Raw genomic sequence first — 17,704 nt, 5'->3', positions numbered from 1 at the left:
TACATTTAGGGAAAATAATAGTACAAACAAATCGATTACTTGTTTGCATGGTTTAATAATAATTTTAAATGTTCTTTGTCTTTTAAAACTTCTATTTCGTTTGGTGTTTGTCCACTTTCTAAATGTACCAAGCCATTAAAAGCATGGCTTATGTACAAAGGAGATTTGTTGTTTGTTGCAAAATCAGAAGCTCCATGACAAGAAAAACAATTGGCTAAATTATTCACATTAATGCTTTTTAAATCGCTTTTAAAAGTTTGTGTAAATGTTTCCATAGTTACGTTTGCGCAATTTAGAGAGCCTCTTGTGATGGCATCTGGTTTTGCAGAAGCGATATTGCCACCCAAAGTAACTAGTTTTTCAGCTTGTGATTCTAAAGTAGGATAGTTTTCGGTATCTAACCAAATAGAGCCATTGTAAAAATAATTTGCCCAAACATCTTTCAAGTGCTTTTGAACACAGGTATTGATGTTTTTTATATTGTTGAAATTTTCCGAGCCACTTTGTGAGGTATGCATAAAATCACCACCCACATTTCTAGGAACACCATATTCGAACAAATCATAAGCTCTTGCTTTTTCTTTTACATGTGCAGGAATTATTTTTCCAGAGGCTTTTAAAGTGTCGTTTGCTACCCAAGTGATGCCCTCTATTGTACTAGTGCTGCCTTTTGAAAAAAGTAGTTTTTCTGTGTCTGTAGAAGCAGATCCTTTATTCCAATTAAAATTAGGCGCTAGACTATTGTGTTCAAAAGTGGCCCAAATAAATTCAGGATGATTTTTTACGATTCCTACAACATGCATTCCTAATAAGGCAACTTCTTTTATTGCTGCTGGTTCATTGTTTTCACTAACACTTGCATACGTTGTGTAGTAATCTTTTATTGTTGCTTTTGGTAGGGCGTCGACTAACACCCAAGAAACTTTCATTTCTAAAGAACCAATTGGAAAGGTTTCGTAATTTAATTCTTTGTCAATACGCCCTTCTTTCATGCCTCTAATAAATCCATTAGCGGCCCTTAACATGGTGGTGTTTGTGTGTAGAGAATATAAAATTGTATAAGGAATTTTATTGTCAGAAAAATTGGGATTTGTTTGTAGTATTCCGTTGGAACAAGCTTGCTCGTTGTAGGTCAACATTAAATTTGCTTGGTTAGGAACCATCACTTCTGTCAGATAAGCATCCACCTGTATAAAATCTCCGCTATTTAAAAAGAGTGGTGTATGGTCTGTTTTTGATTTTGGCTTGGTCAACCATAAAAATTTTTGCCACGACCATCGATGGAAATCTAAATTTGATACTTTTTGATTGTTTGCAAATACGCTAGTATCTCCTTCTAATGGAGCGGTTGTGTTGGTATGAGGAAACCAACTAGGTTTAGCTAAGCAATCTAAGGTACTTCCAATTTCATTGTAAATTTTTTTAGCTTCTTTTTTTTCTTTATTGTTACAAGAACTCATAAGAAAAGCGGCGAACAAAGTGAATACCGTGATTTTTAAAATTGTGTTTGTTGTTTTCATAGCATGCTTGTATTAAGTGTGTGGTACTTGTTAGTTGTGTAACAATATTATTAAATAAGGATGCCTATAGAAAGTAAAATGAGTGAATGACACAATTTACAGAGTTAACAAACTGTTTTTTTGTAATTTTAATGAATTGTCCCTCAGAAAATAAAACTTTTGGCTTCATTTTATTGAATACCGTGTTGTTCAAAAATAAGCGCTTAAAATGGGGCTTAGAACAAGGCTTTTTTTGATATTTAAATTTCTATTTCTTAATTAAATGGTTATATTTGCGGCATGAAATTTTCTAAAGAAAATATCTTCACTTCGAAAAACTCTAATTTATTAGAGCGTATTGCCATAGGCATTATTCGAAATACCTATACCCTTTGGGGTTAAGCAATTATTCTTCAAAAGAAATTCCCTTGTTCGTTGCTTTAGACGAGCGGTTAAGCATGGGTAAAAAACTTAAAATTTATATTACAATTTAGACTTGTGAAAATGAACAGACAATTCTAAATTTGACAACATAAAAATAAACAAATGAAAGTATTAAAGTTTGGTGGGACATCTGTAGCAAATGCAGAAAACATATCGAAGGTAATAGACATCCTAAAATCAAATTCTGAAAACGAGAAACTTGTCGTAGTAGTTTCTGCTCTAGGCGGAACCACAGATACTTTATTAGAAGCTGGTGACTTGGCTGAAAAAGGTGATAGTTCATATCAAGCTTGTTTTTCAACGATAGAAAACAGACATATTGAAACGGTAAGAGCTTTGCTTCCTATAGACAAACAAAGTGCTGTTTTAGGTGGTTTAAAAAGAATACTGAACGAATTGGAAATTACTTTGGAAGGAATTTTCTTATTAAAAGAACTTTCTGCTAGAACACACGATAAAATTGTGAGTTTTGGTGAAAGATTGTCTTCTTTTATTGTTATTCATGCTTTGCAAGTTGCAGTAGAAAAATCTTCTTTAAAAGATAGTAGAGAATTAATTATTACAGATTCTAATTTCACGCAAGCTGTTGTAGATAAAAACACAACCAACCAAAATATCATTGCTTACTTTAAAAACAATTCAGATCAAATTACGGTAATGCCAGGTTTTGTGGCTTCCAATGTTGGAGGAGATACAACAACCTTAGGTCGTGGTGGGTCTGATTATACTGCTGCCATTGTTGCAGCGGCCTTAGAAGCTTCTGTTTTAGAAATATGGACAGATGTTAGTGGTATGTATACCGCAAATCCTAGATTGGTAAAAGGAGCTTTTCCTATAGAAAATATTTCTTACCAAGAAGCCATGGAATTGTCACATTTTGGTGCTAAGGTATTGTATCCTCCAACAGTACAGCCTGTTTTAAAGAAAGGAATTCCAATTGTAATTAAAAACACATTTGCTCCTGAAGCCGTAGGAACTACAATTTCAAATGCACATAGCAATTCAGAAACTTTGGTAAAAGGAATTAGTCATATTGAAAATATTTCATTAATTACTTTAGAAGGAAATGGAATGATTGGAATTCCTGGGTTTTCTAAACGTTTGTTTGAGGCCTTGTCTCAAGAAAAAATCAATGTAGCTTTAATTACACAAGCTTCTTCTGAACATTCTATATGTATTGGTATCAATGATTCTGATGCCGAGTTGGCAAAAGAAATTATTGACGAAGCATTTGCCTATGAAATTTCTTTAGATAAAGTAGATCCTTTACTTGTAGAAAGTGGATTGGCAATTATTGCTTTGGTTGGAGATAACATGAAAAACCACCAAGGAATTAGTGGAGGAATGTTTAGTACCTTAGGAAAAAATAATGTCAACATTAGAGCCATTGCACAAGGAGCTTCTGAAAAAAATATTTCTACCGTAATTGCCACTAAAAACATCAAAAAGGCATTGAATTCTTTGCACAACGAATTCTTTGAAAACCAAATAAAACAACTAAACCTATTTATAGTTGGAGTTGGAAATGTGGGTGGAAAATTAATTGAGCAAATTGCTGCTCAAGAAAATTATTTATTAGAAAAATTACAATTAAAAATAAATGTGGTCGCGCTATCGAACTCTAAAAAAATGTTATTTAGAGAAGATGGAATTGACTTAGCAGATTGGAAAAATGATTTAATAAATAATGGTGTTGCTTTAGATTTGGATCAATTTCATGCCAATGTTGTTGAATTAAATTTAGAGACAAGTATTTTTGTTGACAATACAGCAAATTATGATATTGCGCAATTGTATGCTAGTTATTTAAAAGAAAGCATCGCAGTTGTGACTTGTAATAAAATTGCGGCTTCTTCTGACTATGAAATCTATGCAGAATTAAAAGCTTTATCACAAGAGTACAAAGCTCCTTATTTGTTTGAAACAAATGTGGGTGCCGGACTGCCAATTATAAATACATTGAATAACTTAGTGCAATCTGGAGATCAAATTATAAAAATTCAAGCGGTAGCTTCTGGTTCATTGAATTTTATCTTTAATTCTTTTGTAGGAGATGCCAACTTTGCCAAAATTGTTGATGAAGCAGGAGAACTTGGTTTTACGGAACCTGATCCTAGAATTGATTTAAGTGGTGTTGATGTGGCTCGTAAAATATTAATTTTAGCTCGTGAAAGTGGGACTAAAATGAATTTAGAAGATATTGAGAATATTTCTTTCTTACCGAAATCTAGTTTAGAAGCTGACTCTATTGCAGATTTTAAAAAGACGTTAATTACTGAGGCAGCTCATTTTGAAGCGATCAAAGTAAAAGCAGCTGCAAACAATGCAGAATTAAAATATGTAGCAGAATTTGTGGATGGAAAGGCCAATGTTTCTTTACAAGAAGTAGATAGCAAACATCCTTTTTCTAACTTACAAGGAAGTGACAATATTGTTTTATTCTTTACGGAAAGATATCCTGAATATCCTTTAATCGTAAAAGGTGCTGGTGCTGGTGCAGATGTTACTGCTTCTGGTATTTTTGCAGATATCATTCGTGTAGGAAGAGGCTAAAAAAAAGAGTTGCAAATTTTGAGTGTTTAGTTTTGAATTTCTTTACGACATGTATAGTGTGCAAACTAAAACCTCAAAACTAAAAATTTAAATAAGATGAACGAAATAAAATTGTTTTGTACGGCAACTATCGCAAATGTATCTTGTGGTTTTGATGTACTCGGACTGGCATTAGACAATGTTGGTGATGAAATGATTGTTCGAAAGGTGGCCAAAAAAGGGGTGACTATTACTAAAATAGTAGGACAAGATTTACCTCTAGAAACACATGAAAATGTGGCTGGTGTTGCAGCTTTGGCTTTGTTGGCTAAAGTTGATGCCGACTGTGGTTTTGAAATTGAGATTTATAAAAATATAAAACCTGGTAGTGGTATTGGTTCAAGCGCTGCTAGTAGTGCTGGTGCTGTTTTTGGTATAAATGAACTACTAGGAAAACCTTTTTCTAATCACGATTTGGTTGAGTTTGCTATGCAAGGTGAACGTTTGGCGAGTGGTGTTGCGCATGCTGATAATGTAGCTCCTGCGCTATTGGGTGGTTTTACTTTGGTACGTTCTACGGAGCCATTAGACGTTATCAAAATTCATACTCCAAAAGAATTATACGCAACGGTAATACATCCTCAAATTGAAGTAAAAACCTCAGATGCAAGAGAAATTTTGCGAAGTTCTGTTGCTTTAAAAACGGCTATCAAACAATGGGGAAATGTGGGTGGTTTAATTAGTGGTTTGTATACAGAAGACTATGATTTAATTGGTCGCTCTTTAGAAGATCATATTGTGGAACCTATACGTTCTATCCTAATTCCTGCCTTTGACAACGTAAAAGCAGAAAGTTTAAAAGCGGGAGCTTTAGGCGCGGGTATTTCAGGATCTGGACCTTCAATATTTGCTTTAAGCAAAGGTTTAGAAATAGCTAAAAAAGTAGGTGAAGCCATGAGTGCTGTTTATGATAAAGTTGGCATTGAATATGATATTCACGTTTCAAAAATAAATACCGAAGGAATAAAAATTATTAAATAATTACAGTTATAAACTACCAGATACCTGATGTTTTATACCTGATTCAATATAAAAAACATGAACTATTTTAGTTTAAATAAAAAAGCACCCAATACAAGTTTTGAAGATGCCGTAGTAAAAGGATTGGCTCCTGATAAAGGACTTTATTTTCCGGAATCTATTACACCTCTTTCAAAAGAATTTATTGAAAACATAGAAAATTACAGCAATAACGAAATAGCTTTTGAGGTAATCAAACAATTTGTAGGAGATGAAATTCCTGAAGGGGAATTAAAAAGAATTATTGAAGAAACATTATGTTTCGATTTTCCTGTAGTTCCTGTAGATGAAAATATTGCTTCTTTAGAATTGTACCATGGACCTACTATGGCGTTTAAAGATGTAGGTGCACGTTTTATGGCCCGTTGTTTAGGCTATTTCAATAGTCAAGCAAAAGTTCATGAAGATGTTACGGTATTGGTAGCTACTTCTGGAGATACTGGTGGAGCTGTTGCTAGTGGGTTTTTAGGCGTACAAGGTGTTGATGTCGTTATTTTATATCCAAGTGGAAAAGTTTCTGATATCCAAGAAAAGCAATTGACAACTTTGGGGCAAAATATTAGAGCTTTAGAAGTTACTGGAACTTTTGATGATTGTCAGGCCATGGTTAAAAAAGCTTTTTTAGACAATGAGTTGACAGATCATATGAAGTTGACATCAGCAAATTCAATTAATATTGCACGCTGGTTGCCACAAATGTTTTATTTCTTCTTTGCTTACAAGCAACTAAAAGATAAAAGTAAAAAATTAGTGTTTTCTGTTCCTAGTGGAAATTATGGAAATATATGTGCAGGTATGATGGCACAACGTTTAGGATTGCCTATTCATCATTTTGTTACTGGTACCAATGCAAATAAAGTAGTTCCTACCTATTTAGAGACTGGTAAATACGAACCAAAGCCTTCTATACAAACTATTTCAAATGCTATGGATGTTGGTGCACCAAGTAATTTTATTCGTATTGAAGAAATTCATAACAACAGTTTAGAGGCTTTACGCGCCAACTTATCAGGTTACAGTTATACCGATGAGGAAACTACTGCAGCTTTAGGGCATTTATTAAAAAGTTGTGAATACGTAGCGGAACCTCATGGAGCTATTGGTTATTTAGCCTTGAAAAATTATTTAAAAACTCATTCGGATGTCCAAGGAATTTTTCTTGAAACAGCACATCCTGTCAAGTTTTTAGATGTTTTGTATCCTGGAGTGGCAGAAACCATAAAAATCCCTTCACAAATTGAGGCGGTCATCAATTTAGAAAAAGTGGCCACACAAATTTCTGAATACGATGAATTAAAAGCCTATTTAAAAGCATAAATTATAATCATTAAAACACGTGTCTAAAATTGAGGGTACGTGTTTTTTTTAGTTCTATAAAAAACATTTCCAATGAAAAACGTTGCATTACATCACATACACGAAACTTTAGGCGCTAAAATATTACCTTTTGCAGGCTACAATATGCCTATTCAATATGAAGGAGTAAAAGCAGAACACGCAACGGTTAGAAATAGTGTGGGTGTGTTTGATGTTTCTCATATGGGTGAATTTTTAATTCACGGAGATGGCGCTTTAGATTTGATACAAAAAGTAACAACAAACGATGCTTCCAAATTAAATATTGGCGATGCGCAATACAGTTGTTTACCAAATAATGACGGAGGAATTGTTGATGATCTTTTGGTTTATAGAATCAATGTAGAGACCTACTTATTAGTTGTAAATGCTTCCAATATTGAAAAAGATTGGAATTGGATTAGTGCTCAGAATAGCGATAATGTGGTGATGAGAAATATTTCTGATGAGTATTCTTTGTTAGCTATTCAAGGGCCAAAAACCATTGAAGCCATTCAAAGTCTGACTTCTGTAAATTTATCGGAGATTAAATTTTATACGTTTAAAGTTGGAGATTTTGCTGGAATTGAAAATGTCATTCTTTCAGCTACGGGATACACCGGTTCTGGTGGATTTGAAATTTATTGTAAAAATTCTGAAGTAGAACAAATTTGGAATAAAGTTTTTGAAGCGGGTGCTGCTTTTGATATCAAACCAATTGGTTTGGCTGCAAGAGATACTCTTCGTTTGGAAATGGGCTATTGCTTGTATGGCAATGATATCAATGATACTACTTCCCCTATTGAAGCTGGTTTAAGTTGGATTACAAAATTTGACAAAGAATTTACAAATTCTCCAGCACTTTTAGCTCAGAAACAAAACGGAGTTGAAAAGAAATTGGTTGGTTTTGAATTGCTAGACAAAGGAGTGCCAAGACATGATTATGAAATTGCTGATGCCGAAGGAAATGTTATTGGTATTGTGACTTCTGGTACCATGGGACCTTCTGTAAGCAAAGGGATTGGTTTGGGTTATGTTCCTACTGAATTTTCGAAAGTTGGCTCTGAAATTTATATAAAAGTTAGAAAGCGTTTGTTAAAAGCTCAGGTAGTAAAATTGCCTTTTTACAAAGCCTAATTTTTTTGCTATGGAAGAAAAGCCTAGAATATCACGACTTACTTCTATACTAACCCAACTGCAATCTCAAAAAATTACTACTGCACGGAGCTTGGCAGAAAAGCATAAGGTAAGTATTCGTACCATTTATAGAGACATTCGAACTTTAGAAAAATCGGGTATTCCTGTTTTTATGGAAGAAGGCAAAGGATATTCCTTAATGGAGGGTTATAAATTGCCACCTGTAATGTTTACGGAAGAAGAAGCAAATGCTTTGATCACCGCTGAACAATTGATTTTAAAAAATAAGGATGCTTCTTTTGTGCATAATTATAGAGAAGCCATATTAAAAATAAAAGCCACGCTTCAAACTACTCAAAAAGAAAAGATAGAATTATTATCGGATCGGGTGTATTTTAATGCTAATTATGAGAAAGAAAACACGAGTAGCCACCTTATGTTTTTGCAAACGGCTATTACAAATTTTGAAGTCTTACAATTAGAATATCAATCCTTACAAAATCAAAACTCTACTCGATTTATAGAACCTTTCGCCTTATATAGCACACAAGAAAACTGGTTGTTAATTGCTTTTTGTCGCTTGCGAAATGAATTTAGAATGTTTCGAGTGGATTGCATAAAAAAAATTACCCGTACTTCTGAAAAATTCGAATCTCATAATATGAGCTTGGAAGAATTTTATGCAAAAAAATATAAAAAAGAATAAGTACCCCTGACATATCTTTGTCACCACTCTCAGATATTTTTGTTTCAAACATTAAAACAAAAAGAATGATGAAAACACAAAATTTAGAAGGATTGACAATTGTTGGGCTTAGTATAAGAACTAGCAATAAAAATGGTGAAGCCATGACTGATATTCCAAAATTATGGGGCCAGTTTATGTCGAATAAGGTATTGTCTAAAATACCAAATAAAATTGACAACACCATCTATGCTTTGTATACAGATTATGTAAGTGACCATACAGAACCTTATACCATGCTATTAGGGTATCAAGTTTCTAGTTTGGATAATATTCCAGAAGAGCTTTCTGTTAAAATAATACCCGAAGCTAAATATGTGAAATTTACCGCCAAAGGAGATTTAACCAAAGATGCCGTATTAAATACATGGAAAACTATTTGGGAATCTAAGTTAGACAGAGCATATACAACAGATATAGAAGTTTATGATGACAAAGCTATGAATCCGAGTAATGGAGAAGCTTCTTTGTTTATAGCATTGAACTCTTAAAAGACAAAAAATTATTGTTTTTCTTTTCCTATAAAATAGGTGTATATCCATAGAAGTGTAAATGAGGGTATAAAATCAAAGGGAAGAATTTCTTCAGTAAAAGAAATAATAGCACCAATTTTCCCCTTTGTTCCTTTATAAAATTGCGTCATTAACAAGGCCGATATTGGTGCCCAAATAAGATCAGAGAATTCACCTAATGCAGGAACTGTATAAGATAACATACCTATAAGATCAAAGAAAATTGAAAATCCTAGTTTTTTATATTTTTGATGCATTTTATAAAAGTATACAAACTATAGGAAACAAAAAAAACCGTTTTCAATTTGAAAACGGTTTTTGCTTATTTGTGTGTGACTAATTATTTAGCCAATACTTCTTGTACTTTATCAGCAGCTTCTTGAAATTCAGTAGCAGAAATAATTTCCATCCCACTGTTATCAATCAATGCTTTTGCTTCTACAGCATTGGTTCCTTGTAAACGACAAATAATTGGCACATTAATTTTGTCTCCCATATTTTTGTATGCATCTACAACTCCTTGTGCAACACGATCACAACGAACAATACCACCAAAAATATTTACTAAGATTGCTTTTACGTTTGGATCTTTTAAGATAATTCCAAAAGCAGCCTCAACACGTGCAGCATCAGCGGTACCACCAACATCTAAAAAGTTAGCTGGCTCTCCTCCTGCTTGTTTAATTAAATCCATAGTTCCCATTGCCAATCCAGCTCCGTTTACCATACATCCAACATTTCCATCTAAATCTACGTAATTTAAGCCAACAGCTTTCGCTTCAACCTCAATCGGGTTCTCTTCACGAATATCTCTCATTTCAAGATAATCTTTGTGACGGAACAATGCATTTTCATCTAAAGTTACTTTAGCATCAACTGCTAAAATTTTATTATCTGAAGTCTTTAATACTGGGTTGATTTCAAACATGGCAGAATCAGACTTCTCATAAGCCGTTACCAATGCAAAGATAAATTTGGTCATGTCTTTAAAAGCATTTCCAGACAAACCTAAGTTAAAAGCAATTTTACGCGCTTGAAAAGGTAAAATCCCTGTTGAAGGATCAATTTCTTCTGTAAAAATTAAATGAGGAGTTTCTTCAGCAACAGTTTCAATATCCATTCCACCTTCTGTAGAATACATAACCATATTTCTTCCTGTAGCTCTATTCAATAAAACAGACATATAAAATTCTTCTGTTTCACTTTCCCCAGGATAATATACATCTTCAGCAATCAATACTTGATTTACCAATTTTCCTTCAGCAGATGTTTGTGGTGTTACCAACATCATCCCTAAAATGTCATTTGAAATACTTTTTACTTCATCAAGGTTTTTGGCTAGTTTTACTCCCCCACCTTTTCCACGTCCACCTGCGTGTACCTGTGCTTTAACAACAAACCAACTAGTTCCTGTTTGTTCAGTTAACTCTTTTGCTGCGGTTACTGCTTCCTCAGGAGTCTGAGCAACGATTCCACGTTGGATTCTTACTCCAAAACTATTCAATATTTGTTTACCTTGATATTCGTGTAAGTTCATTTTTATTTTCTGTTTATGTGAAAAATTACGTAGCCAAAAATACTAAATTATACCAATTAAATACATCGTAAAATACAGAATATTTAAAATGATAATTTTGTATAAAATTTGCACAAATGTAAGGAATAGAAAACTTAAAGTCACATATTTCCCATTTTTTGGGTTTTTATTATCTATTCCGAAATTTTGTGTACGAAGTTTTAAGAAGAAAGCTAAAAAAGGAATGTGATTTTGTCGCATTTTTAATATTTTTGGTTTTCCAATTGAGAAATAGATGATCAAAGCAAACAATATTCATAAGTTTTACGATAAATTAGAGGTATTAAAAGGTGTTAATTTACATATTGAAAAAGGGGAAGTCATTGCCATTGTTGGTCCCTCTGGATCAGGAAAAACCACCTTGCTTCAAATTTTAGGTACTTTAGATCAGCCCACGGGTTCGTATACTTTAAATATCAACAATACGGTTTTAGAAAATATTTCTGACAAGAAATTGTCTCAATTTAGAAATGAAAATATTGGATTTATTTTTCAATTTCATCAATTACTACCAGAATTTACGGCTATAGAAAACGTTTGTATTCCTGCCTTTATAGCCAAAAAAAATAAAGCAACGGTAGAAAAAAAGGCCTTGGAATTATTGACCAAACTAGGTTTGGCTGAGAGAATTCACCACAAACCCAATGAACTATCAGGTGGAGAACAACAACGGGTGGCCGTTGCCAGAGCCTTGATCAATGATCCGGCAGTAATTTTTGCCGATGAACCTAGTGGAAATTTAGATTCGGTGTCTGCTAAAAATTTACACGAATTATTTTTGCAGTTAAGAGAAGAATTAGGACAAACTTTTGTCATAGTTACACATAATAAAGAATTGGCTAAAATGGCCGACAGAACTTTGACCATGAAAGATGGGAAAATAGAATCGGATGTCATCCTTGCTTAAATTACTATAACATAATATATTATGAGAATTGGTGTTATCAGTGCCATGCCTGAAGAAGTACAATCAATACTTGATGTACTGAAAAATGTAAAAATTACGAAAAAAGGAATGCGCTCCTATTATGAAGGCACTTTCTACAATAAAGAAATTGTAGTCGTTTTTTCAAGGTGGGGAAAAGTTGCAGCCGCTGTTACCACCACACAATTGATCAATGATTATAAAGTGGATGAAATTATTTTTACGGGCGTTGCTGGCGCTTTATCTAGTGATTTAAATGTTGGTGATATTGTGATTGGTGAAAAATTATTTCAACACGATATGGATACGCGCCCGCTTTTTGATCGGTTTGAGATTCCTTTATTGGGAAAGACCTATTTTAAAACTCAACAAAACGTTCAACTAGAAAGTGCTGTCACAAGTTTTACAAATACTATTGAAAATTCAATTTCTAAAGTTGTTTTACAGGAATTTAAAATTTCAAAACCAAAAGTTGTGCAAGGTTCTGTTTTAAGTGGAGATCAGTTTATTGCTTCAAAAGAAAAAGTTGCAGAACTTTTAAAAGCAATTCCTAGCGCACAATGTGTAGAAATGGAGGGTGCAGCGGTTGCTCAAGTTTGCTTTGAATACGAGATTCCTTTTTCTATTGTTCGAATTATTTCAGACAGTGCGAATGATGAGGCGCCTATTGATTTTCCAAAATTCACAAAATCCGTGGCCTGTAAATACGCCAAAGGAATTCTTAAAAATTATATTAAATAAATTTAAAAATGAATATTGAAGGAATTATTTTTGACTTAGACGGTACTTTGGTGAATTCGATTGCAGACATAGCATATTCTATGAATGTGGTTTTAGAAGCCTCTAGCTACCCTACGCATAGTTATGAAGCTTATGAGACTTTTATCGGTAGTGGAATCCGTAATTTGGTTGGAAAAGCATTGCCCGCTGATGCTAAGAATGAAAAGGAAATTGATCGAGTTTTTGATGAAATGTTTCGTCATTATAAAGACAATTGCATTAACAAAACGGCTGTATACCAAGGAGTAATGCCTTTGTTAGAACAATTGCAAAAAACAACCCTAAAAATGGCTGTTTTATCGAACAAAGCTGATGCTTTGACAAAAAAAGTGGTTACTCATACATTACCTGCAATATTTAATCCCGTAATTGGATTGACTACGGAAGCATTGAAAAAACCGAATCCAGAAGTTGTTTTAAATATATGCAAAGAATTAGGTTTGAATGTAAACAACACTTTGTATGTTGGAGACACTTCTGTAGATATTCAAACAGCAAAAAATGCAGGATTAATTTCTGTAGCCGTTACTTGGGGGTTTCGATCTAAAGCATCATTAGTAGCGGAAAAGCCAGATTATATAATTGACTCACCAGAAGAATTGTTGGATTTATTGTCTTAAAAAGAATTTTTAGTTTGGACGAATTTCTATGGACTAAAAATTATTGTTGTTCGCTATTCTTTGCTTATCTTTGAAAAATCTTAGTAAACAATGCAGTTAAAGTATCCAAAAATCTTACTTTTTTCCCAGCTAAATTCTTTAGCAACTGCTTTTTATTTCCATCATTTATTTCTTTTAAAAAAATCCGTTAGAAAATTCATTATTGAAGCTTCTACTGTATCTTTGCACGCGGAAATATTTGCTTTAAAACTGTTGTATTCATGAATATCTTATTAAAATCGGCAACGATAATTGATACGGAAAGTCCTTACCATAATCAAAAGAAAGACGTACTCATTCTAAATAATAACTTTTCTAAAATTGCGGATTCTATTGACTGTCCAAAGGATTGCCAAGAAGTAAACTTAGAGAATTTATATATTTCTAATGGTTGGTTCGATTCGAGTGTCTCTTTTGGAGAACCTGGGTATGAAGAAAGAGAAACCATTGCACATGGTTTGCAGGTTGCAGCCAAAAGTGGTTTTACCGATGTGGCGGTTAATTCCAATACAAAACCTTTTATCGATTGTAAATCGGCAGTGGCTTATTTAAAAAACGAAAGTTTTAGCCAAGCCACAAACTTACATCCTATTGCTAGTTTAACACAAAACAGCAAGGGCGTTGAAATGGCGGAATTGTATGATATGAAAAATTCTGGCGCTATTGCTTTTGGAGATTATAACAAAGCAGTGTCTAATGACAATTTGATGAAAGTTGCCTTACAATACGCTCAAAATTTTAACGGATTGGTATTGAGTTTTCCTAATAACAATGCCATTTCTGGTGAAGGAATTGTAAATGAAGGGATGAATAGCACACGTTTGGGATTAAAAGGAATTCCGAATTTAGCGGAAGAATTACAGATTACAAGAGATTTATTTTTACTAGAATATACAGGAGGAAAATTACACATTCCAACAATAAGTACTGCCAAATCGGTGGCCTTAGTAAAGGAAGCCAAAGCTAAAGGTTTAAAAGTTACTTGTAGTGTTGCCATTCACAATGTCGTCCTAACAGATGAAGAATTGTATGGTTTTGATTCTAGAGTAAAAGTGAAACCACCTTTACGTACAGCTGTTGACGTGAAAGCTTTGTTAGCAGGTTTACTTGATGGAACAATTGATTGTGTGACTTCAGATCATAACCCTATTGATATAGAAAATAAAAAAGTGGAGTTTAGCAATGCTAAATACGGGACTATCGGTTTAGAAAGTTTGTTTGGGCAGCTAAACCAAATTGTAGATTTGGAGACTTTAGTGGCACTTTTAACGACTAAGCCAAAAGATTTGTTTGGTATAGAAAACGGTAGCATAAAAGAAGGAAGCGAAGCTAAAATTAGCTTGTTCAATCCAGCAGCAGCAACAACGGTTTTCACCGAAAAAGATATTTTGTCTACTTCCAAAAATTCCATTTTTATCGATAAAGAATCAAAAGGAAAAGTATATGGTATCTATGCCAACCAAAAATTGGTATTGAATAACTAAATTGAAAAAGAACATTTGATGAGTACAACATTGGAATATATAGAAAGATTGCCAAAAACTGCTAGTGAATCGGCAGCACCCTTATTAATTTTATTGCATGGTTATGGTAGTAATGAACAAGATTTGTTTTCTTTTTCAGAAGAATTACCAGACGAATTTCATATTATCAGTGTTAGAGCACCTCATAATTTAGGTCACAATAGTTTTGCTTGGTACAGTATAAATTTTGATGCAGATCAGAATAAATTTTCTGATTTGGAGGAAGCTAGAGTGTCTCTTGATAAGATTTCTTTATTTATTGATGAAATTGTCAGTGAGAAAAATCTAGATGCTAAGAAAGTATTTTTACTTGGTTTTAGTCAAGGAGCTATTTTAAGTTATGGACTTTCATTGAATACCAATAAAGTTCAAAATGTTGTTGCACTAAGTGGGTATTTAAATGAAGACTTGTTAGAGAACAAAGGAAGTCAATCCAATGTAGATTATTTTATTTCTCATGGCTATGTAGATCAAGTAATTCCAGTAGAATGGGCACGAAAGGCTCCTGTTTATCTATCGGAATTAGGAATTAAAAATTCTTACAAAGAATATCCTGTGGGCCATGGTGTTCATCCTCAAAATTTTTACGATTTGAAAGCATGGTTACTAGAAAGAATCTAAGCGATTAAATTTCCAACTCTAAACCATCATAACTTAAATACACATTTTCAGGGAGTGCTTTGGAAACCTCTTTATGAAATCCGAGCATATGACTGATATGTGTGATATAGGCTTTTTTAGGTTTTATTTCTTCTATAAATGCTAATGCCTCTTCTACATTAAAATGTGTGGGATGTGGCTCGTATCTAATAGCACTTACCACCAAAACCTCCAAGTTTTTTAATTTTTCTTTTTCTTCTTCTTTGATGTATTTGATATCCGTCAAATAGGCGAAATTATCAAATCGGTAACCAAAAATTTCCAAAGTCCCGTGCAATAAATTAATGGGTGTTATAGTAATACCATTCAATTCAAAAACCTGATCCTCAATTATATTTTCTTCCACTTGAGCGGCACCTGGGTAACGATTTTCTTTTTGAAAAATATAATCGTATCTCTTTTCTAAACAAGTCATTACTCTTTTCTGAGCATAAATAGGCATGGCTCCTATTTTATAACAATAGGGTCTAATATCATCCAAACCTGCAATATGATCTGAGTGTTCGTGGGTAAATAAAATTCCATTGATATTTTTGACTTCTGCCCGTAAAACTTGTTGTCTAAAATCAGGGCCACAATCAATTAAATAAGAAAATTCATTCCATGAAACCAATACAGAAGAGCGCAGTCGGTTATCTTTTAAGTCTTTAGATGAGTTTACGGGATGATTGGATAAAATCATGGGAACTCCTTGAGATGTACCTGTACCTAAAAATGTTATTTTCATTGCAATTGTAAATAGTATAAACAGTGAATTATATGTAAAAATACAGAAACAAAAATACCAATATATTTACCAAAACTTGAGCTATTTGATTACATTTGTTTTCAGATTCTTTAATATACATTATATGCCAATTACATTAAGAGGAGACCAAGAAATAAACAACACTCCAACCATTAAAGGGAAGTCATTACGTATCAATTTGAATAAAAATATTTACGGTACTTTTTCAGAAATTGGAGCAGGACAAGAAACGGTTCGTAATTTTTTTAGATCTGGTGGTGCTTCAGGTACCATTGCCAAAGCCATGAGTGCTTACGACAAGGATTTTTCTGATGCAATTTATGGTATTGAAGACGACAGAAGGTATGTAACCGAAAAGCGTCTTAAAAAGATGGTGAAGCACGAAATTCGATTGATGGAAGATCGATTGAGTAGAGAAAAGCATCCTGACAAATTATTTTTTAGTTATGCCAACACGGTTCAAACTATAGATTTTGCTAAAAAATTTAAAGGACATGGTTGGGTCGGAATTCGTTTTCAACTAGACCCTTTAGAAGACTATAATGAAATTGTATTGCACTTTCGTTTCAAAGAATCTGACGCGACACTACAGCAAGAAACCTTAGGGAAATTAGGGGTAAACTTAATTTACGGGGCCTTTTATTTAAATGACAATCCGAAAGAATTATTGGCATCCTTGTATGACAATTTACACAAAGATCAATTGGAAATTGACATGATCAATTTTTCTGGATCTAGATTTATGTATGTAGATAATCGTTTGATGAGTTTGCAATTGGTGAAAAATGGCATGACCAATGCCGTAATGTTTGATTCAAGCGGTGTGAATTTATTGCCAGCACAGGTTTTGTATAAAAAAAATATTTTGGCTTTGCGAGGTAGCTTTAGACCCGTAACTAAAGTAAATATGGATATTTACGAAAATGCCAAAAAACTATTCTTTAAAGAAAACAAGGTCGAAAAAGAAAACACACAAATTATATTTGAAATTACCTTATCTAATCTTCGATCTGGAGGTAGAATTAATGAACGTGATTTCTTAGATCGCGCAGAATTATTATGTTCTTTAGGTCAAAATGTGATGATTTCAAATTTCAAAGAATATTACAAATTGGTTGAATATTTCAATGAATTTACCAAAAACCGTATGGGATTGGCCATGGGTGTTGACAATATGGTGAAAGTTTTTGATGAGAAATATTACCGCGATTTGAACGGTGGAATTTTAGAAGCTGTAGGAAAATTATTCTTTAAAGATTTGAAAATTTACTTATACCCTTCTAAAAATGAAGAAACAGGTGAATTGCTAACCAGTGATAATTTAACCGTTCATCCTAGAATTAAGGAACTCTATAAATTCTTTAAAAACAATGGGAAATTGGTAGACATCAAAGAATACGATCCTACAATTTTGAATGTATATTCTAAACTCATTTTAGAAATGATAGCCAAATCAGAAGACGGTTGGGAAGAAATGCTACCAGAAGGTATTTCTGAATTGATAAAACGTAGACGATTGTTTGGTTATTCTCGACGAGGAAAATAAAAA

General features: G+C 33.3%; 16 protein-coding genes. 12 read left to right on the top strand and 4 right to left on the bottom strand.

The annotated features are described in order from the left end of the window. Positions 1–35: 35 nt before the first annotated feature. Complete coding sequence (locus FGM02_RS08355; protein WP_139957916.1) at positions 36–1,520, bottom strand: hypothetical protein; 1,485 nt, start codon at positions 1,518–1,520, stop codon at positions 36–38. Positions 1,521–2,045: 525 nt separating this feature from the next. Here FGM02_RS08355 and thrA point away from each other — a divergent pair. From thrA to FGM02_RS08325, 6 genes are all read left to right on the top strand, one after another. Further along, on the top strand, positions 2,046–4,496 hold the full coding sequence (gene thrA / locus FGM02_RS08350) for a bifunctional aspartate kinase/homoserine dehydrogenase I (RefSeq protein WP_139957915.1): 2,451 nt from the start codon (positions 2,046–2,048) through the stop codon (positions 4,494–4,496). A 96-nt stretch (positions 4,497–4,592) separates the two neighbouring features. Continuing rightward, entirely contained in the window at positions 4,593–5,516 is a 924-nt protein-coding gene (locus FGM02_RS08345) for a homoserine kinase (protein WP_139957914.1), read from the top strand. A gap of 57 nt (positions 5,517–5,573) precedes the next feature. Further along, a complete protein-coding gene (gene thrC / locus FGM02_RS08340) occupies positions 5,574–6,872 on the top strand; it encodes a threonine synthase (RefSeq protein WP_139957913.1) in 1,299 nt (432 codons plus the stop codon). Between the two features lie 72 nt (positions 6,873–6,944). After that, on the top strand, positions 6,945–8,027 hold the full coding sequence (gene gcvT, locus FGM02_RS08335) for a glycine cleavage system aminomethyltransferase GcvT (RefSeq protein ID WP_139957912.1): 1,083 nt from the start codon (positions 6,945–6,947) through the stop codon (positions 8,025–8,027). A gap of 10 nt (positions 8,028–8,037) precedes the next feature. Beyond that, positions 8,038–8,733 carry a helix-turn-helix transcriptional regulator gene (locus tag FGM02_RS08330; RefSeq protein ID WP_139957911.1) on the top strand — a complete coding sequence of 232 codons (696 nt, stop codon included), beginning with the start codon at positions 8,038–8,040 and terminating at the stop codon, positions 8,731–8,733. Positions 8,734–8,798: 65 nt separating this feature from the next. Beyond that, complete coding sequence (locus FGM02_RS08325; RefSeq protein ID WP_243739378.1) at positions 8,799–9,263, top strand: GyrI-like domain-containing protein; 465 nt, start codon at positions 8,799–8,801, stop codon at positions 9,261–9,263. Between the two features lie 11 nt (positions 9,264–9,274). Here FGM02_RS08325 and FGM02_RS08320 read toward each other — a convergent pair whose 3' ends face one another. Then, complete coding sequence (locus FGM02_RS08320) at positions 9,275–9,487, bottom strand: hypothetical protein (RefSeq protein ID WP_317133622.1); 213 nt, start codon at positions 9,485–9,487, stop codon at positions 9,275–9,277. A 137-nt stretch (positions 9,488–9,624) separates the two neighbouring features. Continuing rightward, on the bottom strand, positions 9,625–10,821 hold the full coding sequence (gene sucC, locus FGM02_RS08315; RefSeq protein WP_139957909.1) for an ADP-forming succinate--CoA ligase subunit beta: 1,197 nt from the start codon (positions 10,819–10,821) through the stop codon (positions 9,625–9,627). A gap of 274 nt (positions 10,822–11,095) precedes the next feature. Between sucC and FGM02_RS08310 the strand changes: the two genes are divergently transcribed. The 5 genes from FGM02_RS08310 to FGM02_RS08290 all read left to right on the top strand — a co-directional run bounded on the left by FGM02_RS08310 (position 11,096) and on the right by FGM02_RS08290 (position 15,368). Beyond that, positions 11,096–11,767, top strand: coding sequence for an ABC transporter ATP-binding protein (locus FGM02_RS08310; RefSeq protein WP_139957908.1), 672 nt, complete (start codon positions 11,096–11,098; stop codon positions 11,765–11,767). A gap of 21 nt (positions 11,768–11,788) precedes the next feature. Next, positions 11,789–12,526, top strand: coding sequence for a 5'-methylthioadenosine/adenosylhomocysteine nucleosidase (locus FGM02_RS08305; protein ID WP_139957907.1), 738 nt, complete (start codon positions 11,789–11,791; stop codon positions 12,524–12,526). An 8-nt stretch (positions 12,527–12,534) separates the two neighbouring features. After that, a complete protein-coding gene (locus FGM02_RS08300) occupies positions 12,535–13,185 on the top strand; it encodes an HAD family hydrolase (protein WP_139957906.1) in 651 nt (216 codons plus the stop codon). A gap of 260 nt (positions 13,186–13,445) precedes the next feature. Next, complete coding sequence (locus tag FGM02_RS08295; RefSeq protein ID WP_139957905.1) at positions 13,446–14,708, top strand: dihydroorotase; 1,263 nt, start codon at positions 13,446–13,448, stop codon at positions 14,706–14,708. 18 nt (positions 14,709–14,726) lie between these two features. Then, positions 14,727–15,368 carry an alpha/beta hydrolase gene (locus FGM02_RS08290; protein ID WP_139957904.1) on the top strand — a complete coding sequence of 214 codons (642 nt, stop codon included), beginning with the start codon at positions 14,727–14,729 and terminating at the stop codon, positions 15,366–15,368. Between the two features lie 4 nt (positions 15,369–15,372). On the opposite strand, the gene FGM02_RS08285 is transcribed toward FGM02_RS08290, so the two are convergent. Then, positions 15,373–16,134 (bottom strand): MBL fold metallo-hydrolase, encoded by a 762-nt coding sequence (locus FGM02_RS08285; protein WP_139957903.1) that lies wholly within the window; start codon positions 16,132–16,134, stop codon positions 15,373–15,375. A 124-nt stretch (positions 16,135–16,258) separates the two neighbouring features. Here FGM02_RS08285 and FGM02_RS08280 point away from each other — a divergent pair, with 124 nt between their 5' ends. Next, on the top strand, positions 16,259–17,701 hold the full coding sequence (locus FGM02_RS08280; protein WP_139957902.1) for a TonB-dependent receptor: 1,443 nt from the start codon (positions 16,259–16,261) through the stop codon (positions 17,699–17,701). Positions 17,702–17,704 lie beyond the last annotated feature (3 nt).

It is taken from the genome of Flavicella sediminum, assembly GCF_006381105.1.
In the GTDB taxonomy this organism is placed as follows: Bacteria; Bacteroidota; Bacteroidia; order Flavobacteriales; family Flavobacteriaceae; genus Flavicella; species Flavicella sediminum.
Note: the sequence above shows the minus strand (reverse complement) of the source record. Positions and strands in the feature narration are given on the sequence as shown.